Here is a 25,965-nt window from a genome sequence, read left to right on the forward strand (position 1 = left end):
TAGAACGAAATCGAATGACATTTTGTCGGACTTATTATGTAAGTTTGTTGGTTTGCTATATCCAATCGATTTGACGCAACAGATGCTAAATAATTTAAATGAGGTGGAACGTTTGCCGAACTTTCAACAACTGGGCATTGACGAACAAAGAGTACGGAAACTGAAGGAGCAGGGGATTGCCGTGCCGACTCCGGTACAACAAGAGAGTATCCCGCTGCTGCTGCAAGGAAAGGACGTTATCGCCCGGGCAAAGACCGGCACAGGTAAAACGCTGGCGTTCATGCTGCCGATTCTGCAGCATATCGATCCCAAGCGGGCGTATCCGCAGGCGCTCATTATTGCGCCGACGCGGGAATTGGCATTGCAGATTACGGAAGAAGCCAAGAAGCTGACAGCCGGAGAGCCGGACGGGATCAAAATCCTGGCGGTCTATGGTGGTCAGGACGTGGAGAAACAGCTGCGAAAGCTCGAAGGCGGACGGCATTTGATCATCGGTACACCGGGCCGATTGCTGGATCATTTACGCCGGGGCACGCTTGAGCTGGGCGGCGTGAAGCAGCTGGTGCTGGATGAAGCCGACCAGATGCTGCACATGGGCTTTCTGGATGAGGTCGAAGCACTGATCCACGCGCTTCCGTATCGGCGCCAGACGATGCTCTTCTCGGCCACGATGCCTGCCGGTGTGAAGCAGCTTGCCGGCAATTATATGAATGAACCTGTCGATATCGTCATCAAAGGGGCTTCCCCAATCCCGCTGGAGCAGATCCAGCAGGTTGTGGTCGAGTGTACGGACCGCTCCAAGCAGGATGCCCTGCGAGCGATGATCGAGGAACATAACCCTTTTCTCGGGATTATCTTCTGCCGGACGAAACGCAGAGCAACTACTCTGAATGAGGCGCTGCTGGCCCATGGGTATCAATCGGACGAGCTGCACGGGGACCTGTCCCAGGCAAAACGGGAAGCGGTAATGAAGCGATTCCGGGAAGCTAAGCTGCAGCTGCTGGTGGCAACGGACGTTGCCGCGAGAGGGCTTGACGTCGAAGGCGTGACCCATGTCTTTAACTACGATATGCCTCATGATGTTGATAGTTACATTCATCGTATCGGACGGACCGGACGGGCCGGTGGGAACGGAATGGCGATCACGTTCGCTGCCGGTAAGGATCTTAACGATCTACAGCGTATCGAGGAAGGAATCTCCCTTCGCTTGAAGCGCGTGCGCTATGATTCCAGTGCTGGAGGCCTTCGGGAAAGCACCGGCGGCTCAGGCAGGGATACGGGCAGACCGGGAAAAGCAAGAAACGTCTCTTCGCTTGAATCTGATCAAGAACGTGGTCAAGGCAGAAGCCGGGCAGATCGCGGTACGGGTTCCGGGCGGAGCCGCGGTAGCGAGCAGGGTAGAGGAAGAGCCGGATCGTCACGCAGAGATGAGCGTGGATCCGGACGGACGGGAAGCCGTGACGGCCGTCCAGGCGAGGGACGCGGACCATCGTCGGCTGGAGGTCGCAGCAGCGGCAGTCGTGACGGCGGGCGTGCAGGCGAAGGCCGTGGACAGTCACAGGCCGGAACACGCGGCAGCAGCAGCCGTGGACAGTCCAGAACCGAGGGTCGGGGGAATCACGGCAGTCGCGGTGGACAAGGCGGTACACGATCTTCCGAAGGCCGCGGTGCAAGAGGCCAGAGTGGTGGCCGGCGCGGTGGCCGCAGCCGCTAGCAGGTATAGGAGATTTTTGGAAAGCATCTGTTTCAAGCCGGAAGATCCCGTTTAAGTAGAGAGCGTTACCCAGTCAATGACAAGGAGGCGTTACCATGTCTGAACATAATCATGTAGTGAACAAGAACGGTGAGCTGGATGTGAGTAAGGTCAGTGACGCAATGGACCGGATTGATGATGGGGAGAAGGAGAGAATCCTGGCCGATTTTGATGCCTTCCAATCCTATTTGAACAAGCGAATTCAGCTTGCCGAGAGCATTGGGTTGAATGAAGAGCAGCTGGCGCAGGCAGCAGAGAAGGTAGCTGGCTATTTGGCTGCAAACGAGGAGCCCCGCAATTCCGAAGAGAAACTTCTGCAGGAGTTATGGAAGGTTGGAACCCAAGCGGAGCAGCATCAGTTGGCTCATCTGCTTGTGAAGCTGGCTCAGAAACGTACGGCTCCATAAGGCAAAGCGTGAGATGGAAATCCTTCCCGGCCGACCTGCCGCGGAAGGATTTTTGGGTTTAAGAGTAGTAATTAACATACTTATAAGGATGTAAGGATGTAGGGATGGATATAAATTTCTATACATAATATACATGCAATCTAGATCGGCTTGTGCGCGCCCGTCCTCGGAATCCAGATGCAACGAAATGGAATCTAGGAGCAATGAAATGGTATCTATGTGCAACGAAATGGTATTCTAGGTGCAACGAAGTGGTATCTATGTGCAACGAAATGGCTATGACGATGACCAGAACCCCGCCGAACGCCGAAGCTAACGGACATCAGATACGTTATTTCCCTGTTAGGGGGTCCATTTATCGTTCAACGGACACCACAGCCGTTATTTAGCCTGGAAGCAGCCCAAATATCGCCTTTTCAGATGAATAACGGATCTCCTGTCCGTTCGTTTCGCTCCAAAACCCATTTTCTGCGAAATAAGGTCTCCTGAGTCCGTTAGACTTCGAGTGAACGCAGGACGCTGCTCCATCACTCGGCAAGACTTACGATTACCGCTCTTCTGTCGCACTGCCGGACGCGTTCTATCGTTGGCCTAACATACTATTTGGTGATCGTGCGAACTGCTCCTTATATGATCTCCAATGTCTTTTTCATGAGAGCTTTAGAAACAACGAAAGAATATGAGGAGGGAGTTGCCTGAATGTCTCTGGTGATTCATGAGCAGAGAAAGCCCAAAATGCAGCCTTTTTATTGGGTGATTACGTTTGAAATGCACGTGCTGGGAATACTGCTTGGCCTGGCGCTGACACTGGGTCCCTTGATTTTGCTGTACCTCTGGACCAATGTCTGGACCTGGATGAGTTTGGCTGCTATACCCGCCGGTATCTTCATGATGATTCGTCTGTCCAGAAGCCTGAAAGGGCATATCTGGAACAATACGCATCTGGACGAGTATTTGTTATACGAAGATCATATTGAATACGAGAGATGGGACCCGGAAACGAAAGACTCCCTGAAGGGGAGCCTTAGGATCGGTGACATCAAGGAAATATACTATGGGCGATATATCTTTCAATTCAGTTATGCCTATAAGAAGAGTAAAATGACCGAATCCGTGCCTATGGCGGAGTTAATGCCCATTATGTACCTCGTCGCTGGAGAAGGGCAGATGGAACGGGCGGTTGCCATTCCATTCACGGATCCGATGGAGGCGAATCGTTGGCTGGAGGTTATCGGCAGAAGGGATATTCCCCTATACCTGACGTCCATCATCATTCAAGATCTGAGCGATGAATCGGTTGCGTCTTTGCTTCGCGAGGACGAGGATTTGGAGCGTGCCGAATTTGACGGCAATATGGAGCGGCAGTTCCGGCCGTACCTGGACCGTTTGGTACAGGAGAATGAGGAGGAAGACCGGGAATTGACCGAGGAGGAGCTTAATCAACTGGAATATGAGATGAAGCTCCTCGAATACAAAGAGGTGCTGCAAAAGAGAAGATCGGCCTTTCGTGGAACCGGTTTGCTTGCTTGGCTGATTTTCCCGATTCAGTTCGCCATCGGTTTTTGGCTGACGCGTCAGGCAGAGCTGGGTAACGCGGATCCCGAGCAGCCGTTATTCCCAATTCTGCTTGTTGCATTCTCGGCGATCCTGTTCTTCTTCCTGGTGAAATGGATGCGCTGGCTCCAGATCATCATGTTCTCGTTGGTTACCTTTATATCGTTTATGTTTTTGGACTTTTCCGAGATCGAAACGGATCCCTCGTACCAAATGTCCAGCATGCTCCTTGCTATAGCCATGCTGTCATTGCCTGTGGTCGGTCTTTTCTATTTGGGCATCCGGTATGTGCGCAAAGGTCGGGATGCGAAGAACCTGCCCCCGATGCCGGGGCCGTGTCAGCCTCTTTCCGATAACGATAAGGTGGGGATCCAGCCCGGAGACCATCTGTCAACTTAAAACGGGACGAGAAAAACGCACCCTTCACATTTGGGGGTGCGTTTCGTATCGGTACCTGTAGGTTTCCATAGGATGGCTGGTAAAGGTGCTGTCGAGCTTCTTCTTCTCACCAGGAGCAAGGGTTACGTTCTTATACATCTCGGTGAAGACTTCCTCATCGTTCTTATCGTACACGAAAAGGGTAATGTGACCATGAAATGTTTGGCTCTCATGGTAGTTGCCGGCATAGATGACAATGTCTACATCATCCTCGTTTTTATAGGCTCCGGTATGGACCACGATGTAGTCTTTAAAGCTTTGCAGCTCGGAACCCGCCTTCTTGTCCTCATAATTCTGATCCAAATCGGCCAGCATCGTTTCTTCTTTATACAGGGATTCCTGGCTGATAAGGCCAATGGGGATCGTCAGTATGAAATAGAAGGCCAGCGTTGATAGCCCAGTGCTGCGAAGCACGGTTTTTCGGTCATATCCCCCTTTTATTAAACCGATGAAGGCAATCAGTGCCAGCACAATGACAATGAGATGCCATGGGGATACAAACATTTCGGGATACAGTTTCATTTCTTTTCCTCACTTACTGTTGTTGAAATAAGAACCATTCGATATTTTTCCAAACCTTAATCATTACCCTGCTTACTTGCTGATTAAACAGCTGTTATTAGCCTATGTATTATCTCTTGTTTGAAGAGGTTATGCATTCATCATAAAGGATTTGCGGGCGACAGGGTAGAGGCGTTGGAACCGAAATTTGGTTTAGGGCCATTTATTCGGTATGATGGAGGGAGATTGGCTAGGCTGTAGAGCTTGGAAAGCCATGCATCCAATACATATAGACCGGGGAGGAGATTCGAAGATGTCAGTTTACGAATACCATGCAACAAACCCGAAAGGGCAGGAAGTCTCACTCGATCAGTATTCCGGTAAGGTTCTGATTATTGCCAATACGGCAAGCCAGTGCGGACTTACGCCGCAGTATGGAGAGCTACAGCAGCTGTATGACCAATACAGCCAGCAAGGGCTGCAGGTTCTTGGCTTCCCGTGCAATCAGTTTGGCGGACAAGAGCCGGGTACAAGTGAAGAGGCCGAATCGTTCTGTCAGTTGAATTATGGCGTGAATTTCCCAATCTTTGCGAAGATTGACGTGAACGGGGAAGAAACGCATCCGTTATTTCAATATTTGAAATCCGAGCAGCCAGGACCGAATGAAGGCGGAGAGATCGCTTGGAATTTCACAAAGTTTCTGGTAGACCGCGAGGGCAAGGTGGTTCAGCGGTTCGAACCGCGAGATACACCGGAATCGATGAAGGGTGCCATTGAATCCCTGCTTGGTTAGTGGCAGGCAGCAACGATAACATAACAGGGCTGTTTTCTTTGGGGATATTCCTCTGAAGAGAACAGTCCTGTTTTTCTTGGATATATCATTGCATCATTCCGTTAGAATCAGCCTAAGCAAGATCCTTCAAGGCAGCACGTAATAAGATAGGGAAGATCGCTTGAATTAACTCCGTGAGGCCGGACACATATAGCTTACCCTGATACCGAACCTATATTCTTGGTTTAACCTAGGGCATTGGCGCTGGGGTCGTCATACTGTTTAGGTCAACAACTTTTATCATCTTAACTATGTGAAATTATGAACAATCTGTGAATAACACAATTACCTATTGAACTGTGAAATTTATCACATTATAATAAGGACATGAAGTGAAAACATTCACAAGAGATGTTACCCGTCACCACATTCATGCTCAACAAGCGTTACCAAGCATGAATCCAGGCAAAAGAGCTCATCTTAATCAAATATAAGCTTCATACTTGGAGGAGGAAAAACCATGAAAGTTGCAGTTATCGGTTGTACCCATGCAGGAACGTCCGCCATCGTGAATACCGCTAAACTTTACCCGGATGCACAGATCACCGTTTATGAACGTAATGATAACATCTCATTCCTGTCTTGCGGCATCGCGCTTTACGTCGGAGGCGTTGTGAAAGACCCTGACGGTTTGTTCTATTCTTCGCCTCAGAAGCTCGACGAGCTGGGTGTCGAAACCAAGATGAAGCATGAGATCATCTCGGTGGATACGGACAAGAAAACCTTGAAAGTTCGGAACCTGGTCACACAGGAAACTTTTGATGATACCTATGACAAACTGATTATCACAACCGGATCATGGCCAATCGTACCGAAGCTTGAAGGCATCGATCTGAATAATATTTTGCTCTGCAAAAACTACAATCATTCCAATGCGATCATTGAAAAAGCACAGGAAGCGAAACACATTACGGTTGTCGGCGCCGGTTATATCGGTGTGGAGCTTGTCGAAGCCTTCCAGCAGAACGGCAAGCAGGTTACGCTGATTGATAGTGCCGACCGCATTCTGAACAAATATCTGGATCCTGAATTCAGTGGCAAGATCGAGAAATCCTTCCGTGAAAAAGGGATCGAGATGGCCATGGGTCAGACCGTGACTTCTTTCCAAGGCGAGGATGGGAAGGTGAATAAGGTCATCACAGACAAAGGTGAGATCGACACGGATCTGGTAATCCTCTGCATCGGCTTCCGTCCGAATACGGAGCTGCTGAAGGGGCAGGTGGAGATGCTGAAGAACGGCGCCATCGTCGTGGATCAATATATGCAAAGCAGCAAGCAGGATGTATATGCAGCAGGCGATTGCTGCTCCGTTCACTATAACCCGACCGGTAAAATGATGTACATTCCGCTGGCAACTAACGCAGTCCGGATGGGTACGCTCGTTGCACGCAACCTTGTGCAGCCGACGACCCCATATATGGGAACGCAAGGTACGTCGGGATTGAAAATATACGAGCACAACATTGCCTCGACGGGATTAACCGAAGGAGCCGCCAAGGACGAAGGCTTGAAGGTGGAGAAGGTCACCATTACGGATCATTACCGTCCGGAATTCATGCCTACCTTCGAAGAGGTTACGCTGAAGGTGGTATACGAGCAGGAAAGCCGCCGGATGCTGGGGGCACAGGTCATTTCCAAAGCGGATATGACGCAATCCATTAATACGCTGTCGGTATGCATACAGAATCGGATGACGATTGATCAATTGGCCTTCATCGACTTCTTCTTCCAGCCGCATTACAACAAACCGTGGAATTTCCTTAACACGGCTGGACTGCAGGCATTGCCGGCGGTCGAGACAAAAGCACCGGTGCATTCTTAATCCATTCATCAAGAAGACCCCTGAATCGGGGGTCTTTTTCTTGTTTTTGAAGGATTATGGATTTTGACAGCGAATTGGAAAATATCCGGACATGTAGATATCGACTTTCAGGAGGTAGGATAAAGTATGAATAAAAAAGTAATGCTGGCCTCGGCTGCATTGTTCTCCATGCTGCTGACGGCTGCTTGTTCCAATGATCAGGCGGATCCGCCAGCAGAGAGTCCGCCGGCTGTTGTGGATAGCGGGGAGACAGGTCAGACGGGGGCATCGGAAGAGCAGCCGCCTGCAGAACCAACCCAAGGGGAGGATCAACCTGCCGACAATGCAGAGGTGAAGCCGATCGGCGAACCTGCCGCGGTAGGCGATACGGTGGATTATCATGGCACGGTCATTACGCTGAACAGCGTACGTGAGTCCGAAGGGGACGAGTACTTAAAGCCCCAGCCGGGCCATACGTTTAAGGTGGTTGAGATTACCGTGAAGAACAATGGCCAGGAGCCGCTGGTCATCTCTTCCGCGCTATCTTTTTCCCTGACGGATTCGAGCGATCTTAACTATACGGTTCCCATTACGGATGATGTAAAGATGCTGGACGGCACCGTTGCCCCAGGCGGCGAGCTGACAGGTGAAATTCCGTACGAAGTGAAGCAGGGTGTAAAGGGGCTGCAGCTGAGTTATGGCGATCCGATGAAAGAAGGAAGAGCCATTTGGTCAGTGGAATAAAAAATAATTAGCATGGTTGTTTCGGGATTAACGAATGAGGAAAGGATTTTGCGCAGGCAAAGTCCTTTTTTCTATGTGATGGCCAAGGCGTCGCTTTACATGCGGGAATGTTTTCAGTATGATTAAACCGTACAGTCGGTTTTTTATCGTGAGTAGCGTTCATCAACTTTGGATTCATTTTTAGTAAGGGAATCAGGTTTCCGTTTGTGATGGCGGACTATTATTTCCAAACAAGGAGTGCTTACACCGATGTCTTCAGAAAAAGCGCAGCGAAAGCGGGATTTGATTCTGGATAAAGCGAAGGAACTGTTCATCCAGCGCGGGTATGCGGCAACATCCATGGATGAACTGGTCAAGTATACGGGTGCCAGCAAGGGAAGCATCTACTATCACTTTGAGAGCAAGGAAGATTTGTTCGTCAAGCTGCTGGCTAAGCAGAATCAGGAATGGATGGAAGCCTGGAACGATAAAAAAGCCCGTTACGCCAGCTTCGAGGAGAAGCTGTACGGCATTGCCGATCATATGGTCGATGACTTCCAGAATCCGCTGACCAAGATTGCGGAGGAATTCTATATCAATCAGCCGGAGAATAAGACGATTGTGGGCGAGATGCTGGCCATCCTGCAAGGTCCGCGCACGCTTTACCGCGAAATTTTTGCTGAAGGAGTAAGCGAAGGGCGAATACCGGCAGAGGATGTAGAGGAAATATCCATCATATTCGCATCGCTGCTCGATGGGATGTCGATGTTGCACTTTGAACGTTCTCAGGAGGAATCGAGGCTACTATACCGTAAAGGAGTGACGTACTTTTTAAACGGTGTGTTATCAGGTCAAGGCTCTTAGCGTAGTGAACGATAGGAAGATTTATCGGAAACGCTTCTCTTGGTTTACAAGCGGGAGCTGGCGTTTTCATATATATAATTAAACCGAATGGTCGGTTTTAGTAGGGGGATGAACTATGAGGCATTTGTTTGGCAACCGCGCGTTCGTGCTGCTGATGGTTTCGGATTTTATGCAAAATATCGGGATCTGGATCCGCAACATGGCGCTTTTGTTCTTCATTATGGAGAAGAGCAACCATGACCCGGTCGCCGTATCGCTGCTTACCGTAATTGAATACGCGCCCATTTTTGTGATCTCCATGATTGGCGGCGTGCTGGCAGACCGCTGGCGTCCCAAGCGAACGATGATTTGGGGAGACATTCTAAGCTTTTTATCCATACTGCTTATCCTGTTTGTTGTGTATGCAGGATATTGGCAGGCCGTGTTTACGGTGACCCTGGTCTCGGCCGTTGTATCCCAATTCTCGCAGCCTTCGTCCATGAAGATCATCAAGCGCTGCTTGCCGGATGAGCATGTGCCCGCGGCCACGGCTTTGTCCCAGACCTCGATGTCGCTGTTCATCATTTTGGGACCGATGGTCGGCACGACGATCTATCAAGCTTTTGGATTGCAGGCCTCGTTAATCAGCTTGTTGGTTCTATTCGGAGCTTCGGCGATCGTGCTGGCGTTTCTCCCTTCCAGTGTGGATGAACCCGCTAAGAATTCGGAATCGACCGGTTCTTTTATGAAGGACATGAAGGCAGGCTTCACTTACATCGGCTCCAGTCGGCTGCTGAAGGTGCTGCTGGTGGTTTACGTTTTAATGGCGCTCGGCAGCGGACTTGTTCAGCCGCTCGATATCTTTGTCATCACGGAGCGTCTACAGCTGGCAATGTCCAGCGTTCAGTGGTTCACCGCGTTAGAGGGTCTGGGCATGTTGATTGGCGGCGTGCTGGCCGCCGTGATTGCAGGGAGAGTGAAAGGCTCCTACTTGCTGTTCGCCGGCCTTGCCTTCCTTGGACTCTCAACCTTTGTCGAGGTGCTGTCCCAGTGGCCGATCCTGACCGGCACGATGCGTTTCGTAACCGGGGTGCTGATGGCGATGGCGCAGACGGTATTGATGGCCGTGATGATGCAGCAGGTGGAAGAGAAATTTATCGGCCGGCTGAACGGCGTGATGACGCCGGTTTTTACCGGCATGCTGCTCATCGGCTCCGGGTTTACAGGATGGTATATGTCGACAACCTCCATTGTGGTCGTGTATTTCACGGCAGGTGCGCTCTTCCTGCTGTCGTCCTTCATTAGCATGAAACTTCCGATCTCGAACGTTCCGGTTCAGGAAAAGGAAACGCCTGTAACCGTAGAGACTGCCGCCAAGGCATAGGCTTGCAGGTTAGAATGTAATGGTGGTAAACAGGCGAAGGCTTGCAGGTTTTGAGCATGGTGGTTGGTATAAGCAATAAACCAAGCGGTGTCGGGATCATCTCCGACACCGCTATTTTACATGTACCGCTCGCTCGGATCGGACGAATGATCGGGGTCCTCTAGAGGACCCCAAGATTCACCCTTGGACAAGGTACTGTGATTATATTATCCATATGAAGTTAAATGACCACAGTACACTCAAAGATGATCAAGAGGAGCCAGGACACAAGGATGTCCACTCCTGATGCATACGTTCGTGATATAATTCACGTTCTTGTTTTGGAGGCTGCGGTACAATATGGGTAACTGTAACTGTAACTGTAACTGTAACTGTAACTGTAACTGTAACTGTAACTGTAACAGAAACATCAGACGCTGCATTCGAGAGATTTCAGGACGGAATGCGGGAGAAATGGGGGAGCGGCCATGGCCTATTACAAACCTGATCGCATTGCGGAGATCACCGTGGAGAACGGGGTGAAAAAAGCGCATAACTCCGTCATGAACGTTATGATATTAGGATTTTTGGCGGGGGCTTTTATCGCGCTCGGCTTTTTGCTGGATATTCGCGTGATTGCCGGAGCGTCTGAGGCTTGGGGAGGCATTGCCGGTTTTATAGGCGCGGCGATATTCCCTGTCGGACTGATTCTTGTATTGCTAGCGGGCGGAGAGCTGCTGACGGGCAACATGATGGCCGTGTCCCTGGCCAGATTCAAGAAGCGGATTTCCACGAAGGACATGATGCGGAATTTAGCTCTTGTCACGATAAGCAATATGGCAGGGGCACTGTTCGTCGCTTATTTCTTCGGCCATGTGACCGGTCTGACGGGCAGCGGCGTTTATTTGGAGAAGCTGGTGGATATGGCGGGTCATAAGCTCGACGACAGCTTCCTGCAAGCATTCTTGTCGGGCATCGGTTGTAACTGGCTCGTAGCGCTCGCCGTGTGGCTGTCCTACGGATCCGACCAGATGAGCGGCAAAATTCTCGGAATCTGGTTTCCAACGATGGCGTTTGTAGCCATCGGCTTTCAGCACGTGGTGGCCAACATGTTCCTCATTCCGGCAGCGATATTTGAGGGATATTACAGCTGGGGTGATTATCTGGTAAACTTCATTCCGGTTTGGCTGGGCAATTTTGTCGGAGGTGCGCTGTTTGTGGGAGCTGCCTACGGGTCCGTGTATTTGAAGAAGGATGATAAAGCTGAGGTCATCCCTCGCGGCGAACAAGATAAGGCGCTGCCGTCTGCGCCGGCTACCGGTACTGCTCAACAGGTTCACTCCGCGCAGAATGTTTCGTAATACCGAAGCCTGGTAAGCCAAGGTGGAGGAAAAAAGCTGAGATCGTCACGCACCCTTAAGGATAGGGATCGGATGATCGCAGCTTTTTTAACGTTGTTGGCGAGTGGATTCCTTGTATAAGTCGCAGAAGGAATAAACCCGCTATTTTTTTAAATGGTAAGGTACCGTGGTGATAATCACATCTCTCCGATAGAGTAAATGTGCGCGAATGAGCAAGCTGGACTGATTGTGCAGGAAGTTATGCCAGCCCTTCTTGGGGATGAACTGCGGGATGACAACGGTAACCTGGTAGTCGGATTCGCTAGCCTTCCGCTGCACGGTATCGATGAATTTGGTCAGCGGCTGAATGATGCTCCGATAAGGCGAATGCAGGGTCACCAGCCGGATGTCCGGCTGCCATTTCTTCCATTTTTCCTGGAAGGCCGCCTCGTCCTCCCGTTCGAACGGCACGTACACCGCGATAATTTGGCCTGCTCCCAGCGATTTGGCATAATTCAGCGAGTTCTCCACCACATGGGTGATTCCCGCCACAGGCAGAATAATAACATTTCCCTCAATCGGCTTAACAGGCTCACAGGTCGTAATTCGCAGCTGGTCTGCTACGGCCTCGTAATGTTTATGGATTCGGGTGAAGATCCAAATGATCAGCGGCAGGAAAATCAAGACGGTCCACACTTGGGCGAATTTCGTGAAAAAGAAAATCATCGTCACGATAAAGCTGATGCATGCGCCGGTGGTATTTATGATCAGTTTGACAATCCATCCTTCGGGCTTTTCCCGAATCCACTTCACCATCATCCCCGTTTGGGAGAGGGTAAAAGGGATAAACACGCCGACGGCATACAGCGGAATCAGATGCTCGGTTTTGCCTTCGAAAGCGAGCAGCAACAGAATCGAGAGAAAACCCAGTATGATGATTCCGTTTGAATATCCCAGACGGTCTCCCCGGACGGTGAACATTCGGGGAATGAATTTATCCTTCGCCAGATTAACGGCAAGCAGCGGGAAAGCGGAATAACCCGTGTTGGCGGCCAGAATCAGAATGAGGGCCGTTGTTCCTTGGATGAAGTAATACAGAAAGTTTCGTCCGAAGGTATGCTCGGCAATCTGGGAAACGACAGTGACTTGCTCGCTGGGGCTAACCCCATAGTAATAGGCCAGGAATACGATGCCCGAAAATAACAGGGCCAGCAAGGATCCCATTGCCACCAAGGTTTTGGCCGCATTATTCGGAGCAGGATCTTTGAAATTCGGGATGGCGTTGGAAATGGCCTCAACGCCGGTCAGGGCAGAGCTGCCCGAGGCGAATGCCCGCAGGAGCAGGAACAAGCTTAGCCCGGCGACAGGCGTGCCGATCGGCGTATGCAGATCCGGAGATGCATGGCCTGTAGCGATGTTGAATACTCCGACGCCAATCAGGATAAACAACGCGAGTACAAACAAGTAAACCGGATAGGCCAATATGGAGGCCGACTCCGTGACCCCTCTTAAATTGAGTACGGTCAAACACAGAACGAACACGATGGAGATGGGCAGATTGTAGGCGTGCAGTTCCGGAAAAGCCGACGTGATCGCGTCCGTCCCCGCCGATACGCTGACCGCAACCGTCAGGATATAGTCGACCAGCAGGGAGCCGCCGGCAACCAGTCCCGGATACATGCCTAAATTTCGCTTGGAAACCACGTAGGCTCCGCCGCCATGCGGATATGAGAAAATAATTTGTCTGTACGATAGGATAAGTGCCAGCAATAAGACCAGGACCCCGACGGCAATCGGTATGGAATACCAATAGGCAGCGGCGCCAACGGTCATCAAGACGATCAGAATTTGTTCAGGTCCATAAGCCACGGACGACAAGGCGTCGGATGAAAGGATGGCCAGCGCTTTGGTTTTGTTCAGCTTTTGCTCGCCCAATTCCGTTGATTTAAGCGGTCTTCCGATGAGGAATCGCTTGATTGAAGATAACATGGTTTTTCACCGCCGATTAAGATTACGTTCATGATGGAAGCTGACTGAATGGACTTCAATCGGTGTGTTTCATGGGCTGGACATACGAACGGTCACCATTCCTATGCTGAATTTTGGCAAACAAAAAACACAGGTTAGAACCCTGTGTTTGATCACAAGTTCACAACCCTCCCAATCAACGCTGACGAGGTTAGCTGTCGGATTCGGGCGGTGAGAGTCGCCCTACCTGATAATAGTCGCGGCGTACGTTCGCGCTGCATCAGGATTCACCCCATAGTATGGTTGACAGATCCTATAGATATCCATCCATACGTGTGGTTCCCCCGCTTTCCAAATTGGAAATTAAGCGAATATCATGTGAATATGAAGAATGATATCGAAGCTGAATAGTATATTACGCCTGCTCAAATCTTTTGTAAAACACCCTCCAACGAAAAATTAAGCAGAATTATTTATAAAAAATGACAGATAAGCGCTTACATAATTATGTGGCTTTGACAGGCTTTGTTTTTTGCAGGTTTGCTACAGAAATCATGACTTTCTATGATATGTAAGTTGCAGGTAGCTCGAATGTGATGCGATAGAACGCCAATACAAACAAATTCGCCATGCCGGTCTCGGGGGAGGAGACATTGGCATGGCGAATTTTTTGGGAGTGGTCCATGATTCGGCAAGGAAGAGAAAGGGTCTGGGTTCCTCTTCGTTGCTCTTGATAGGAATATACCCGGAGTGAAGTAGAGTGAATCACCCGCTGCAGAAAAAAATGTAAGACTTTACTGGAGCCCTGATTTTCTTTTAAGATAAGGGGATATGATTCAGCGTGTACAAGGGGGAATGAACGAAATGACTCAAGCGATGATACATCAGGAAAATGGCGTGTTTCCGGCGGTATGTCCGTTGGACTGTCCCGATACTTGCGGCCTGCTGCTGCATAAAGAGAACGGAAAAATCGTGAAGGTTACCGGCAATCCGGATCATCCGATTACGCAGGGAGCCATCTGTAATAAAGTCCGCAATATGGCACATCGGGTGTATCATCCGGAGCGCGTGCTTTATCCGCTGCGGAGGGTAGGGCCCAAGGGCGAGGGGGCTTTCGAGCGAATCAGCTGGGATGAAGCGATTCAAGAGATTACCGGGCGCTACAAGAAGCTGATCGAGGAGCATGGCTCTGAGAGCATCCTGCCTTACAGCTTCTACGGCAACATGGGGATATTGAGCGTGGACGGCATGGATCGGAGATTCTTCAACAGGCTGGGCGCCAGCCGCCTGAAGCAGTCGATCTGCAATTCCGCAGGCAATGAGGGTTGGAAATCCGTCATGGGGTTTAATGGAGGAACCGTCCCGGAGGATACCGTTCATGCCGATGTCATCATCGTCTGGGGCGGCAACATCGTCAGCACCAATATGCACCAGGTCGTGCTAGCGGAGAAAGCGCGCAAGGCCGGTGCCAAGGTCGTTGTGATCGATGTTCATAAGAACCAAACGGGGCAATGGTCGGATTGGTTCATTCCGTTGTTTCCGGGCACGGATGCGGCACTGGCCGTCGGCCTCATGCACATCATGTTCCGTGACGGCATGGTGAACGAGGAGTTCCTCCGGCGGTATACGCACGGGCATGAAGCCTTGCGTGAGCATGTCAAAGACTATACGCCGGAGCATGTATCCTCCATTACCGGCATCCCAGCAGGGGATATCGAGAAGCTGGCCGAACTGTACGGCCGGGCGGATACTTCCTATATTCATATCGGTAACGGTCTTCAGCATCACGACAATGGCGGCTTGACGGTGCGCAGCATCGCTGCGCTTCCCGCGTTGACCGGACAATGGCTGAAGCGGGGCGGAGGGGCTGCCAAGTCGAATGGCGGCTACAACAGCATGGATAGCGATGCATTGGAGCGTCCGGATCTCCGGCCGAATCCGAATGCCCGGACCATTAACATGAACCGGATCGGCGAGGCGCTTGCCATGACCGAACAGCCGATTAAGTCGGTCTTTGTCTATTGCAGCAATCCGCTGGTGGTCGCTCCTGACACCGGGCGGTTACGCGAAGGGTTTGCAAGGGAGGATCTGTTTACCGTCGTACATGATCTGTTCATGACGGATACAGCCAAGTATGCGGATATCGTGCTTCCGGCAACCTCCTCATTTGAGAATACGGATCTGTTCGCTTCTTACTGGCATCAGTACATCCAGCTGCAGGAGCCGGTCATTCCGGCGCTCGGGGAGAGCAAGAGCAACGTGGAGCTGTTCTCCTTGCTGGGCCGGGCCATGGGTTTCACCGACACTGCCTTCCGCGAGACGGAAGAGGAGATGATGGCAAGAGCGCTCGACTTCCCGGACAACCCTTATCTGAACGGCGTCACGCTGGACAAGCTAAAGGAACACCGCCATGTGAAGCTTGACATGACACCGCTTGAAGCATATCTGGATCGTTTGCCGACGCCATCGGGCCGGATTGAGCTTTACTCCGCGCAGTTGGAGCAAGCTGGTCTTCCGCCTCTTCCAACCTACGTGCCTTTGAAGGAAGGATATGACGGCGTAAGGCGCGGTCGCGGGCACAAATTCCCGCTCATGTTCATTTCGCCGCCGAACCACAACTTCCTGAATTCGACCTTTGCGAATGTGGATAAGCACCAGAAGCTGGAGAAGGAGCCTGCCTTGCAGATCCATCCGGAGGATGCAGAGGAACGCGGTGTAGAGGACGGCGACATGGTTACGGTGTATAACGACCGCGGTACTTACGAAGTCCGGGCCAAGGTGACGGATAAAATGCTGCCTGGCACCGTGGTCAGCCAAGGCTTGTGGTGGGAAGGGGAAGGCAGGAAGCAGCGCGCCAATGCCCTTACGCCCGACAGGTTGTCGGATATGGGCGAAGGCGCTACCTTCTTCTCAACGGTGGTAGAGGTGAAGCGACATTAATGCTTGATATACCTCGACGAGCTGCCCTTCTTCCGAACGTGTTTAAAAGAAGGGGCTCGTTGCTTGCAGCCGGCAAATGGAGTGAGCGCCCGAGATTCGTTAGGGAAGGGCCGATATGGCAGCAGCGGCCCGGCATTCGCTGTTATGGTAAAGCGTCAATGAGTGTGCTTGCTAACAATGGATCTATCAAGCGATACTAGGATTTGGGCGATAAGAAATGACAAGCAATGTTCATTCTTACAGGATTATTGGAGCATCAAAAAGATGGCGTTCGCCTCTTTATTCAAGAAGAATTAGAAAAAGCCCAAGTGGGCTTTTTTTTAACATATTAAAATTTATAAAGTTTTTTGGGGTCCCCGCAAAGTATTTGGAATAAGCATCGGAGCGTAGGCTCCACTTTGTGGGGCTATTTTAGGTTATATGCGTAAATATACTGCTAACGAGGCTGCTGGGAGATAATAAACATGAAATGGTTGGAGCAGTACCCTAAGGAAGTAAAAGGTTTTCTTGTTGCAAGTCTCGTTGCCTCTGCAGGCGGGTCCTTGATGTGGCCGCTGACAACGATGTATGTATTCGATGAACTGGGACGCAGCATGAAGGATGCAGGCTTTGTCATTCTGATTCAGTCGATGGGGGGGATCGCCGGTCAACTCCTTGGCGGCGCGCTGTATCACCGGGTCGGGGTGAAAAAGCTCATTGTGGGCTCGCTGCTGCTGAATGCGCTCGGGTTGTTCACCCTTCCGTTCATCAATGGACTATGGGGTTTGTTCATCGCGATGATGGGTTTCATCGGATTCTGTAACGCGGTATCGATGCCGGCCATTCAGGCATTTATCGGCTTCCGGTTTGCCGATCGGCGGGGAGAACTGTTTAATGTCATCTATGTCGCGAATAATATCGGCGTAGCCTTGGGAACGGCCATGAGCGGTTTCCTGGCGGAGATATCCTATCATTTAAGTTTTATCTTAAACGGTGTCACGTCCTTCGGATTTGCGATTTTCTTCCTGTCCTACTTGACGAAGTTGGGGGGAACGGGCGTATCGCAAGAAGCCCATCATCCGCAGCCTAAGAGTCCGCTGCCGGCGGGCCCCGGGGCTTGGGCATTGCTCGGGAACACCCGAATCTATCTCTTTATGGGATTGGGTTCGCTCTTCCTGTGGTTCGGTAATTCCATCTGGAACACAGGGGTGTCTCCATTTATCATCTCGGAGGGAATGTCCAAGACGGCATACGGTTATTTATGGACGCTGAACGGGATCTTGATTTTTGCCGCGCAGCCGGTCACGAATGCCATTAAGCGCTGGGCGGCCCGTACGGAGAGCAGTCAGATGACGGCAAGCGCTTTGTTCTATCTGGCAGCTTATGTCGTCATCGTGACGGTGCACAGTTATCCAGGCATGATCCTCGCAATGGTGCTGGCCACATTGGGCGAGATGTTGATTTCGCCTGCGATCCCGGCTTTTATCTCGGATCGCGCAGGACAAGCCGCTCCGTTCTATATCGGCGTGACAGGCGGCTTGGGTGCCGCGGGCCGGGTGATTGGGCCATATGCGATGGGAACGATGTATGACGGCGGCGGGTTGACGCCGGTGGCATGGTTGGCTGCAGGTGTTGCCGTGTTGTCATTTCTGTCATTTGCGGTACATGCCCGGCTTAGTAAGGACATCCCGCTGCATCATGACGGTCATGACAAGAATGCAGGTCACCTTAACGCCTAGCCCAAGTTTTTAAAAGCTGGAATAATTCCAGGATATAGGATGAAGCAGCAGGCCTACTTCGGAGCTTGCTGCTTTTTTGTCCGCGGTTCAAGCCTTACACCCCTTGTCAAAGAAACGCCTTACAAAAAAATAAAAAGGATATTGAAATCGCTCTCAGAGGGAGCTATAATGAACTTGTCGAAACGTTTCAAAACAGAATGCGTTTTTTGAAGATATCAAGCAAGCAATCTTTTTATTATGAATACACAAGAGCATGTTTATCCCTAGGATGACCATGGAAAGGTGCTTTATAGGGGGAATGAAGAGACAGTAGGATTATAGAAACGACCTTTATCCGGCGTCTTTATTTTTTCGAATAAAATCGAAACGTTTCGAAGTAAGTGCTTTCAATTCGGTTTTGCATTACGTTTCGCATGGTGGTAAACATTAAAAACGGGGTGAATGTAGAATGAGAAAAAAATCAATATTGTGGACGTTGGCAGCATTGCTGATGTTCTCCGTCGTATTAGCCGGATGTTCGGGCGGGTCTGAGAAAGCAGACGGAGGCAGCGCAGGCGGCGAGGGCAAGAAAGAGCTGAAAGTTTGGTTGATGGGTGACACATCAGACGAAACTCTGATTAAGGAATATGAAGAGAAGAACCCAGGCGTTAAAGTAAGCGTTCAATTGATTCCTTGGGGCAGCGCGCATGACAAGCTGCTAACAGCGGTTGCATCCAAAAGCGGCCCTGACGTCGTGCAGATGGGAACAACCTGGATTCCAGAGTTTGCTCAGGCTGGAGCTTTGCTCGATCTGACGCCGTATCTTGAGCAGTATCCAAACTTGAAGCAGGAAAATTATTTTGACGGTGCTGTGCAAACCATGAGTTATGATGACAAGGTTGTCAGCATCCCATGGTATGTGGAAACGCGCGTACTGTTCTACCGTACGGACATTTTGGCTGAAGTAGGCTATCCGGAAGGTCCTAAGACTTGGGATGAAATGAAGGATGCCGGCAAGAAACTGGCAGCTAGAGGAGACGGCAATTACGCTATTACCGTTGATGCTAAAGACATGAACTATCTGTCCATGTTTGCTTGGCAGAATGGAAGCGATATGATCGATGAGAACCGGACCCCGCATTTTAACGAGCCGGAATTCATGGGAGCCATGGAATACCTGAAGAGCTTCTACGATACGGGTATGACGCCGCTTGCCAGCGATTTGGATCTGTTTGCCGCATTTAAAGACGGGCAATTCCCGATGTTTATCAGCGGTCCTTGGATGATTCAGGGCGTTAAAGACAAGGCGCCTGAGATTGAAGGCAAATGGGCTACGACAACACTTCCGGCTAAAGAAAACAATGCATCGTTCCTCGGTGGAGCGAACATGTCGGTATTCAACACAACCGAAAATGCAGATGAAGCCGTTAAATTCATTTCCTTCATGAGTGAAAAAGAATCGCAGCTGACCAACTATGATGTGGCCAAAAACCTGCCTGCTGTTAAGAGTGCATGGGAAGACCAACGCTTTGAAGATCCGATTTTTGCTACCTTCGGAAAACAGCTCGAAAGCGCTAAGCCTGTTCCGTTCATTAAGGAGTGGGATGCTATCTCCCAAGAAGCCATTGCGGCATTTGAGAAAATTACCCTTGGCGGAGCTGACATCAAAGCAGAAATGGATCTTTTGAATCAGAAAGCTACTGAAATTCTAAACAAAAAATAAAGAGTGCGTCTTAACGCAGCCCGGCTTGTTTCTCCGAAGGATGAAACAAGCCTGACTGCTTCCAAAGAGCGTTATTCTCTAATTGAGGAAACCCACACTTGCAGGAGGTGAATGACATTGCAGAACTTTATCAAGCGCTTTAACCAATATAAGTATCCTTATATGTTTATTGCGCCCGCACTGGTCCTGCTTCTGACGTTCTCAATCATTCCGATCATCATTGCGCTTGTCATCAGCTTCACGGATATTGACCTTGCCGGTCTCGCTAATTATTCAAACATTGAAGGCGTTGGCTTCGATAATTTTATGAATGTATTTAAAGATCCGGTCTTTCTGAAATCCATGTTTAACACCATGTTCTATGTTATTATCGGAGTTCCGCTTGTCGTAATGCTTGCCATGGGCGCTGCATTGCTGCTTAACTATGGCACGGGATGGTTGTTTAAGACTTTCCGCGTCGTGTATTATATGCCTTCCATTACGAATATTGTAGCGGTCGCGGTTGTTTGGGGTTACTTGTATAACAGCCACTACGGCCTCTTTAACCATATATTGTCCTGGTTCGGGGTTCCGGCTCAGCAGTGGCTGACAGATCCGGCACTAGCCAAGCTATCGCTGATTCTGCTGGCCGTATGGAAATCCATCGGACTCAATATGATCATTTTCCTTGCTGCGCTGCAGGGCATTCCACGCTCCTATTATGAAGCAGCGGAGATCGATGGTGCGAGCAAGTGGAAGAAACTGTTGTATATCACGGTTCCGCTGCTTAGCTTTGCGACTTTCTTTGTCACCATTACGACGCTGATCGGCTGGATTCAATTCTTCGAAGAGCCGCTGGTTATGACCAAGGGCGGACCGCTTAATTCCACGATGTCGATGGCTCTCTTTATTTATAACAATGGCTTCCAGCTGAGCAATTTTGGTTATGCGGCTGCAGGATCGTTTGTGCTCTTCATCATCATTATCGCTGTAACGGTCGTACAATTCGCAGTCAAGAAGAAAGATGTCGAATATTAAGGTTCAGGTTCAAGGTAATGTTCCGTATCGTAACTGAAGGAGGCTCAGGGTATGGCAGCTAAAAGAATTGAGAAAACAGTCATGACGGTGCTGCTCATTGCAGGGGGACTGCTCATGATGATTCCGTTTATATGGATGATCACGTCCTCATTCAAGCCGGAAAATGAATTTACGGCGGTTCCGCCGACGTTATTACCGAAAGAATTTACGATTGAAAATTATGTGGATTTATTTACGAAGCTGGACTTTATCGTATACCTGAAAAATACGCTTATCATTGTGTTCTGGTCTTTTGTCGGTCTGTTCCTCAATGCGCTTGCAGGATATGCATTCGCTAAATACGAGTTCCCCGGCAATAAGAAGCTTTTCTATCTGGTGCTGGCAACGATGATGATTCCGGGGCAAGTTACCATGATCCCTGTATATCTGCTGATCAATGCAATGGGCTTGACCAACACGATGGCAGGCATTGTGCTGCCTGGCTTGGTCGGGGCTTTCGGTATTTTTCTATTCCGACAGTTTATGTCCACCATCCCAACGGATCTGATTGAAGCATCGAGGCTTGATGGAGCAGGGGAGCTGCGGATCTTCTTCCAGCTGATCGTTCCGATCACGAAGCCCGTGTTTGCTGTACAGGGAATCTTGGCGTTCATTGGCGCCTGGAACAGCTTCCTGTGGCCTCTCATTATGGCAAACGATCAAAAGCTTTATACGCTTTCGGTGGGTCTGCAGCTTCTGAAAGGGCAGCACGGATCTGATTTCGGCCTCCAGATGGCAGGCGCTGCATTTATGGTTGTTCCGATTATCATCGTATTTTCTTTCTTCCAAAAACATATTATTGAAGGATATACGATCTCTGGCATGAAATAAAATAGATAGAGTTTTTTAAGTAGTAGAAGGGGCGAAAGGAAATGGCAACGATAAAGGATGTGGCAAAGCTCGCTGGAGTCGCCTTGTCAACGGCTTCATACGCGTTAAGCGGCGACAGCAGAGTGAGTTCCAAGACAAGATCAAAGGTGCTCGATGCAGCAAGGCAGTTGAATTATCGGAAGAACGGATTTGCCATGGATTTGAAGCGGAGCCGCACCAAGACAATCGCTCTTATTCTCACGGATCTATCCGGGCCTTATTATTCTGAGCTGATCCGAAGCGTACAGGAAGTCGCTTTAACCAACGGATATGATCTGATCGCCTGCAGTTCGATGGGTGGCAGAGATTCAACGGCGGTTAAATTTCTGAGAGAGAAAAGGGCGGACGGTGCCATCATACTTGCACCTAATATCCGGGATGAAGTTCTGATCGAGACCTCGGGTCCCCAATTTCCGATTGTCGTGATGGATCGTCCATTGTGCAGCGAATACCTGGTCAATGTGCTGGTCGATGGGGAACAAGGAGGATACACGGCCACCCGTTATCTGCTTGAGAACGGCCATCGGCATGTGGCATACATCAGCGGCTCGCCGGATTCGTACGATAACCATTTGCGTTATCAGGGATATTTACGGGCACTTGCCGAGGCAGGGCTGGAGGAACAGTCGAAATGGCGTCTCAGCGGAAACTTCGTGCGCGAGGGCGGTTACAATGCGACCAAGATGATGATTATGCAGGGGTCGCTCCCGTCGGCGGTGTTCTACGGCAACGACGAGATGGCCATCGGAGGATTGAAGGCTTTTGAGGAGAGCGGCATATCGGTGCCTGATGATGTATCCGTCATCGGATATGACGATATTCAATTAGCCGAATACGTGAATCCGCCGCTAACCACCATCAAGCAGCCTAAGAGCGAGGCGGGATCGCTTGCAGCCCATTTGCTGTTTCAAATATTGGGCGGTGAATCCGTGAAGCAGTCTTATATGCTGACGACCGAGATGATGGAACGGGCATCTGCAGGAAAGAGCAAAGTAGAGAATTAACGGACCGGATTGGAGATGAGGAACTTGGCATGGATCACGTGTAATTTTTATTCCGAAACACTGAAACTGTCTACAGGCATCGAGGTTTTTCTACCGCAAGCCGCTTTGATGCCGTACGGTTCTTCTTCGAAACTGCCGGTGCTTTATTTGCTTCACGGCCGAGGAGCGGATCAGACCGAATGGATGCGCAGGTCGTCCATCGAACGATACGCCGAGAATAAAGGCATCGCGCTCGTGATGCCGGGAGTCGGACGAAGCTATTATATGGACATGGCAAACGGCTTGCCTTACTTTACCTTCCTGAGCGAGGAGCTTCCACAGCTCGTTCTATCCTTTTTTCCGGTGTCCGGACGAAGGGAAGATACCTTTGTCGCCGGAATTTCGATGGGGGGTTACGGAGCGTTCAAGCTGGCCATGAGTTATCCGGATCGTTATGCGGCAGGCGCAAGCCTATCGGGTGGGCTGGATCTCGCCAGTCGTGCTGCAGGACCGGGCTTTCAGGAGCAAGAAATTCGAACCCTCTTCGGCCATATCGACGGTTTACGGGGGAGCCGGGACGATTTGTTGTTTTTGGCCACGGAATTCGCGGCATATACAGGGGATAAACCGATGTTGTACCAGTGCTGCGGGACAGAAGATTTTTTGTATAACGATAACCAAACCTTTAGACGATATGCGGACAGCCTGGGGCTTCACATCACCTATGAGGAAGAACCCGGTGGTCATGAATGGGGATATTGGGATCGCAAAATTCAGCGTGTGCTGGATTGGCTGCCCCTGCCCTGAATTTTTTGTCCGCATCTATTGAAACGTTTCGATTAGATGCACGAATTAGCGCTGATTTCATCGTTTTTTAAATGGTTGATTAGTAAGCAAAAAACCTTTATGGAATATATGATTATATAACAAATAATGATTGATTTCAGAAAATCAAAACGTTTCGAATTAACGATAAAGTGAATGGCAATGACAAAGGAGGATGGGAAATGGCAGATCAACAACTACTTTCTCTGGTAGAGCAGATGACGCTGGAGGAAAAAATTGCGCAGCTTATACAACTGGCCGTCCCTTTTTTCGAAGGTGCTCAAGAATCGGGGCAGATTACAGGACCGATGGAATCGCTTGGCATCACCGATGACATCGTAAGTAATGCCGGCTCCGTGCTGGGTTTGGCGGGTGCGGAGGAAGTGATAGCCGTCCAAGAGGCACATTTGCGTAAAAATCGATTGAAAATTCCACTGCTGATGATGGCCGATATCGTTCACGGCTTTAAAACAATCTTCCCGGTGCCGCTCGCCATGGGGAGCTCGTGGGACCCTAGCCTCGCGGAGCGGAGTGCGGAAATCGCTGCGCGCGAAGCCGCGGTATCCGGCCTGCATGTGACTTTTGCACCGATGGTGGACCTGGTGCGCGATCCCCGCTGGGGACGGGTGATGGAGTCGACCGGTGAAGATCCTTATTTAAACAGTGAATTTGCCAGAGCCTTTGTCAGAGGTTTCCAAGGGGATGACCTGAGCGGGGATCTCAGCCGGCTGGCCGCTTGCGTGAAGCACTTTGCCGCGTATGGAGCAGGCGAAGGCGGCCGCGATTACAATACGGTGGACATGTCCGAGCGTCAGCTGCGGGAATATTACTTGCCTGCATACAAGGCTGCGCTGGATGAGGGTGTCGAGATGGTCATGACCGCCTTTAATACCGTGGATGGCATACCGGCTACGGGCAATAAACGGCTGATGCGCGATTTGCTGCGCCGCGAATGGGGCTTTGACGGCGTGCTGATCTCCGATTGGGGAGCGGTCAAAGAACTGATCCCTCACGGGGTAGCGGAGGACGAGGCAGAGGCAGCGTTAAGAGCCATCGAAGCGGGCGTGGACATCGAGATGATGACGTCCAGCTACGTTCATCATTTACCGGACATGGTACGAGAAGGCCGGGTAGACGAGAGCCTGATCGATGAAGCGGTGCTGCGTATTCTGTCATTGAAAAAGCGCCTTGGACTGTTCGACCGCCCTGTGCGGGGAGCCGATCCACAGGCGGAGCGGGAGATTGTGTTCTGCGAAGAACACCGCCAGGCAGCCCGGGTGGCCGCGGCGAAATCCTGCGTTCTTCTGAAAAACAACTCGCTACTGCCGCTGCGCGGTGAGCAGCATGTGGCATTGATCGGTCCGTTCGCCACCAGCGGTGATATTCTTGGGCCATGGTCATGGACAGGCTCCAAGGAAGATGCGGTAACCCTGGAACAGGGACTGCACGCCAAGCTGCCTTCCGGCGCGCTGACGGTAGCCGAGGGCTGCAGCGTGAGCGCTATGACCGGACAGCAGCTGGATGAGGCGATGAAGGCTGCGAAGGCATCCGACGTGATCGTGCTGGCGCTGGGCGAGGATTCCGAGATGAGCGGAGAAGCCGGCAGCCGTGCGTTTATAACCCTGCCGCAGCCGCAGCTCGAGCTGATCCGGCATTTGAAAACGCTGGAGAAGCCGATGGTTGCCGTATTGTTCAACGGGCGCCCGCTGGATCTGCACGGCGTGCTGGATGAGGTCGATGCCGTACTGGAAGCCTGGTTCCCGGGAAGTGAAGGCGGAGCGGCCGTAGCTGCACTGCTTATGGGGGAGCAGAACCCTTCCGGACGTCTGAGCATGTCGTTCCCTTACTCCGTCGGACAGGTGCCTGTATACTACAACCATTATAATACCGGGCGGCCAAAGGATGCGCCGGATGCGCAGGAACGCTATGTATCGCAATATTTGGACATTCCGAATGAGCCGCTGCTTCCGTTTGGATTCGGCCTCAGTTATACGGATTTTCTCTATGGGAGCATGAGCCTGTCGGCGGAAGAAATGTCCCCGGATCACCCGCTTGAAATCACGGTTTCGGTAACGAATGCCGGCGACAGGGCTGGTGAAGAAGTCGTTCAGCTGTACGTCCGAGACCGATCCGGTGAGGTCGTTAGACCTGTCAGGGAGCTGAAGGCTTTCCGCAAGGTGCTGCTGCAGCCGGGCGAACGCCAGGAAATCACGTTTACGCTGACCGAAGAACAGCTTCGCTATCATCACTCGGATTTGTCTTTCACCAGCGATGCGGGCGAGTTCGACATCATGGTCGGAAAGAACAGCCGGGACACGGAGACCAGACGTTTTCGGCTTCGGAAATAA

At 50.8% G+C, this 25,965-nt stretch carries 19 protein-coding genes and 1 riboswitch; of the genes, 17 read left to right on the plus strand and 2 right to left on the minus strand.

Translation table 11 applies throughout. The annotated features are described in order from the left end of the window. The first annotated feature begins 82 nt into the window (after positions 1 to 82). The 3 genes from OHJ21_RS29915 to OHJ21_RS29925 all read left to right on the plus strand — a co-directional run bounded on the left by OHJ21_RS29915 (position 83) and on the right by OHJ21_RS29925 (position 4,113). Positions 83 to 1,714 (plus strand): DEAD/DEAH box helicase, encoded by a 1,632-nt coding sequence (locus OHJ21_RS29915; protein ID WP_100541354.1) that lies wholly within the window; start codon positions 83 to 85, stop codon positions 1,712 to 1,714. Between the two features lie 95 nt (positions 1,715 to 1,809). After that, positions 1,810 to 2,160 (plus strand): DUF3243 domain-containing protein, encoded by a 351-nt coding sequence (locus tag OHJ21_RS29920; protein WP_076323927.1) that lies wholly within the window; start codon positions 1,810 to 1,812, stop codon positions 2,158 to 2,160. Between the two features lie 699 nt (positions 2,161 to 2,859). Next, the gene (locus OHJ21_RS29925) at positions 2,860 to 4,113 is read left to right on the plus strand and encodes a PH domain-containing protein (protein WP_100541006.1); all 1,254 of its coding nucleotides are present in this window, start codon (positions 2,860 to 2,862) and stop codon (positions 4,111 to 4,113) included. A 24-nt stretch (positions 4,114 to 4,137) separates the two neighbouring features. Here the strand turns inward: OHJ21_RS29925 and OHJ21_RS29930 are convergent, their stop codons facing one another. Continuing rightward, positions 4,138 to 4,674 carry a hypothetical protein gene (locus OHJ21_RS29930; RefSeq protein ID WP_100541005.1) on the minus strand — a complete coding sequence of 179 codons (537 nt, stop codon included), beginning with the start codon at positions 4,672 to 4,674 and terminating at the stop codon, positions 4,138 to 4,140. A 292-nt stretch (positions 4,675 to 4,966) separates the two neighbouring features. Here OHJ21_RS29930 and OHJ21_RS29935 point away from each other — a divergent pair, with 292 nt between their 5' ends. The 6 genes from OHJ21_RS29935 (at position 4,967) to OHJ21_RS29960 (ending at position 11,576) form a co-directional block, all read left to right on the plus strand. Beyond that, positions 4,967 to 5,446: a glutathione peroxidase gene (locus OHJ21_RS29935; RefSeq protein ID WP_100541004.1), complete on the plus strand. Its 480-nt coding sequence runs from the start codon at positions 4,967 to 4,969 to the stop codon at positions 5,444 to 5,446. Positions 5,447 to 5,945: 499 nt separating this feature from the next. Next, the gene (locus tag OHJ21_RS29940; RefSeq protein ID WP_100541003.1) at positions 5,946 to 7,307 is read left to right on the plus strand and encodes an FAD-dependent oxidoreductase; all 1,362 of its coding nucleotides are present in this window, start codon (positions 5,946 to 5,948) and stop codon (positions 7,305 to 7,307) included. A 126-nt stretch (positions 7,308 to 7,433) separates the two neighbouring features. After that, positions 7,434 to 8,030, plus strand: a complete 597-nt coding sequence (locus tag OHJ21_RS29945; protein ID WP_100541002.1) for a DUF4352 domain-containing protein — start codon at positions 7,434 to 7,436, stop codon at positions 8,028 to 8,030. Positions 8,031 to 8,279: 249 nt separating this feature from the next. Continuing rightward, positions 8,280 to 8,873 (plus strand): TetR/AcrR family transcriptional regulator, encoded by a 594-nt coding sequence (locus OHJ21_RS29950; RefSeq protein ID WP_100541001.1) that lies wholly within the window; start codon positions 8,280 to 8,282, stop codon positions 8,871 to 8,873. Between the two features lie 115 nt (positions 8,874 to 8,988). After that, on the plus strand, positions 8,989 to 10,236 hold the full coding sequence (locus OHJ21_RS29955; protein ID WP_100541000.1) for an MFS transporter: 1,248 nt from the start codon (positions 8,989 to 8,991) through the stop codon (positions 10,234 to 10,236). Positions 10,237 to 10,703: 467 nt separating this feature from the next. Then, complete coding sequence (locus OHJ21_RS29960; protein ID WP_100540998.1) at positions 10,704 to 11,576, plus strand: formate/nitrite transporter family protein; 873 nt, start codon at positions 10,704 to 10,706, stop codon at positions 11,574 to 11,576. 141 nt (positions 11,577 to 11,717) lie between these two features. Here the strand turns inward: OHJ21_RS29960 and OHJ21_RS29965 are convergent, their stop codons facing one another. Beyond that, entirely contained in the window at positions 11,718 to 13,544 is a 1,827-nt protein-coding gene (locus OHJ21_RS29965; protein WP_100540997.1) for an APC family permease, read from the minus strand. Between the two features lie 163 nt (positions 13,545 to 13,707). Next, positions 13,708 to 13,903, minus strand: a riboswitch (cyclic di-AMP (ydaO/yuaA leader). A gap of 484 nt (positions 13,904 to 14,387) precedes the next feature. Here OHJ21_RS29965 and OHJ21_RS29970 point away from each other — a divergent pair. The 8 genes from OHJ21_RS29970 to OHJ21_RS30005 all read left to right on the plus strand — a co-directional run bounded on the left by OHJ21_RS29970 (position 14,388) and on the right by OHJ21_RS30005 (position 25,965). Beyond that, positions 14,388 to 16,463, plus strand: coding sequence for a molybdopterin-containing oxidoreductase family protein (locus OHJ21_RS29970; RefSeq protein WP_486022018.1), 2,076 nt, complete (start codon positions 14,388 to 14,390; stop codon positions 16,461 to 16,463). Between the two features lie 464 nt (positions 16,464 to 16,927). Then, on the plus strand, positions 16,928 to 18,181 hold the full coding sequence (locus tag OHJ21_RS29975; protein WP_486022019.1) for an MFS transporter: 1,254 nt from the start codon (positions 16,928 to 16,930) through the stop codon (positions 18,179 to 18,181). 448 nt (positions 18,182 to 18,629) lie between these two features. Further along, positions 18,630 to 19,883 (plus strand): sugar ABC transporter substrate-binding protein, encoded by a 1,254-nt coding sequence (locus OHJ21_RS29980; protein ID WP_486022021.1) that lies wholly within the window; start codon positions 18,630 to 18,632, stop codon positions 19,881 to 19,883. Positions 19,884 to 19,994: 111 nt separating this feature from the next. After that, positions 19,995 to 20,900 (plus strand): carbohydrate ABC transporter permease, encoded by a 906-nt coding sequence (locus OHJ21_RS29985; RefSeq protein ID WP_207797550.1) that lies wholly within the window; start codon positions 19,995 to 19,997, stop codon positions 20,898 to 20,900. A gap of 51 nt (positions 20,901 to 20,951) precedes the next feature. Next, entirely contained in the window at positions 20,952 to 21,770 is an 819-nt protein-coding gene (locus tag OHJ21_RS29990) for a carbohydrate ABC transporter permease (protein ID WP_100540992.1), read from the plus strand. 41 nt (positions 21,771 to 21,811) lie between these two features. After that, entirely contained in the window at positions 21,812 to 22,813 is a 1,002-nt protein-coding gene (locus OHJ21_RS29995) for a LacI family DNA-binding transcriptional regulator (RefSeq protein ID WP_100540991.1), read from the plus strand. A gap of 24 nt (positions 22,814 to 22,837) precedes the next feature. Further along, positions 22,838 to 23,599 (plus strand): alpha/beta hydrolase, encoded by a 762-nt coding sequence (locus OHJ21_RS30000; RefSeq protein WP_326110976.1) that lies wholly within the window; start codon positions 22,838 to 22,840, stop codon positions 23,597 to 23,599. Positions 23,600 to 23,799: 200 nt separating this feature from the next. Beyond that, complete coding sequence (locus tag OHJ21_RS30005) at positions 23,800 to 25,965, plus strand: glycoside hydrolase family 3 N-terminal domain-containing protein (RefSeq protein ID WP_100540989.1); 2,166 nt, start codon at positions 23,800 to 23,802, stop codon at positions 25,963 to 25,965.

The sequence above is a fragment of the Virgibacillus sp. LDC1 genome (assembly GCF_025792345.1).
GTDB lineage: Bacteria > Bacillota > Bacilli > Paenibacillales > Paenibacillaceae > Paenibacillus_AQ > Paenibacillus_AQ lautus.

Excerpts from the sequence above, each read along its gene's own strand:
- OHJ21_RS29915 (WP_100541354.1), top strand. The coding sequence starts at position 83 with ATGCTAAATAATTTAAATGAGGTGGAACGTTTGCCGAACTTTCAACAA.
- OHJ21_RS29920 (WP_076323927.1), top strand. The coding sequence starts at position 1,810 with ATGTCTGAACATAATCATGTAGTGAACAAGAACGGTGAGCTGGATGTG.
- OHJ21_RS29925 (WP_100541006.1), top strand. The coding sequence starts at position 2,860 with ATGTCTCTGGTGATTCATGAGCAGAGAAAGCCCAAAATGCAGCCTTTT.
- OHJ21_RS29930 (WP_100541005.1), bottom strand. The coding sequence starts at position 4,674 with ATGAAACTGTATCCCGAAATGTTTGTATCCCCATGGCATCTCATTGTC.
- OHJ21_RS29935 (WP_100541004.1), top strand. The coding sequence starts at position 4,967 with ATGTCAGTTTACGAATACCATGCAACAAACCCGAAAGGGCAGGAAGTC.
- OHJ21_RS29940 (WP_100541003.1), top strand. The coding sequence starts at position 5,946 with ATGAAAGTTGCAGTTATCGGTTGTACCCATGCAGGAACGTCCGCCATC.
- OHJ21_RS29945 (WP_100541002.1), top strand. The coding sequence starts at position 7,434 with ATGAATAAAAAAGTAATGCTGGCCTCGGCTGCATTGTTCTCCATGCTG.
- OHJ21_RS29950 (WP_100541001.1), top strand. The coding sequence starts at position 8,280 with ATGTCTTCAGAAAAAGCGCAGCGAAAGCGGGATTTGATTCTGGATAAA.
- OHJ21_RS29955 (WP_100541000.1), top strand. The coding sequence starts at position 8,989 with ATGAGGCATTTGTTTGGCAACCGCGCGTTCGTGCTGCTGATGGTTTCG.
- OHJ21_RS29960 (WP_100540998.1), top strand. The coding sequence starts at position 10,704 with ATGGCCTATTACAAACCTGATCGCATTGCGGAGATCACCGTGGAGAAC.
- OHJ21_RS29965 (WP_100540997.1), bottom strand. The coding sequence starts at position 13,544 with ATGTTATCTTCAATCAAGCGATTCCTCATCGGAAGACCGCTTAAATCA.
- OHJ21_RS29970 (WP_486022018.1), top strand. The coding sequence starts at position 14,388 with ATGACTCAAGCGATGATACATCAGGAAAATGGCGTGTTTCCGGCGGTA.
- OHJ21_RS29975 (WP_486022019.1), top strand. The coding sequence starts at position 16,928 with ATGAAATGGTTGGAGCAGTACCCTAAGGAAGTAAAAGGTTTTCTTGTT.
- OHJ21_RS29980 (WP_486022021.1), top strand. The coding sequence starts at position 18,630 with ATGAGAAAAAAATCAATATTGTGGACGTTGGCAGCATTGCTGATGTTC.
- OHJ21_RS29985 (WP_207797550.1), top strand. The coding sequence starts at position 19,995 with ATGACATTGCAGAACTTTATCAAGCGCTTTAACCAATATAAGTATCCT.
- OHJ21_RS29990 (WP_100540992.1), top strand. The coding sequence starts at position 20,952 with ATGGCAGCTAAAAGAATTGAGAAAACAGTCATGACGGTGCTGCTCATT.
- OHJ21_RS29995 (WP_100540991.1), top strand. The coding sequence starts at position 21,812 with ATGGCAACGATAAAGGATGTGGCAAAGCTCGCTGGAGTCGCCTTGTCA.
- OHJ21_RS30005 (WP_100540989.1), top strand. The coding sequence starts at position 23,800 with ATGGCAGATCAACAACTACTTTCTCTGGTAGAGCAGATGACGCTGGAG.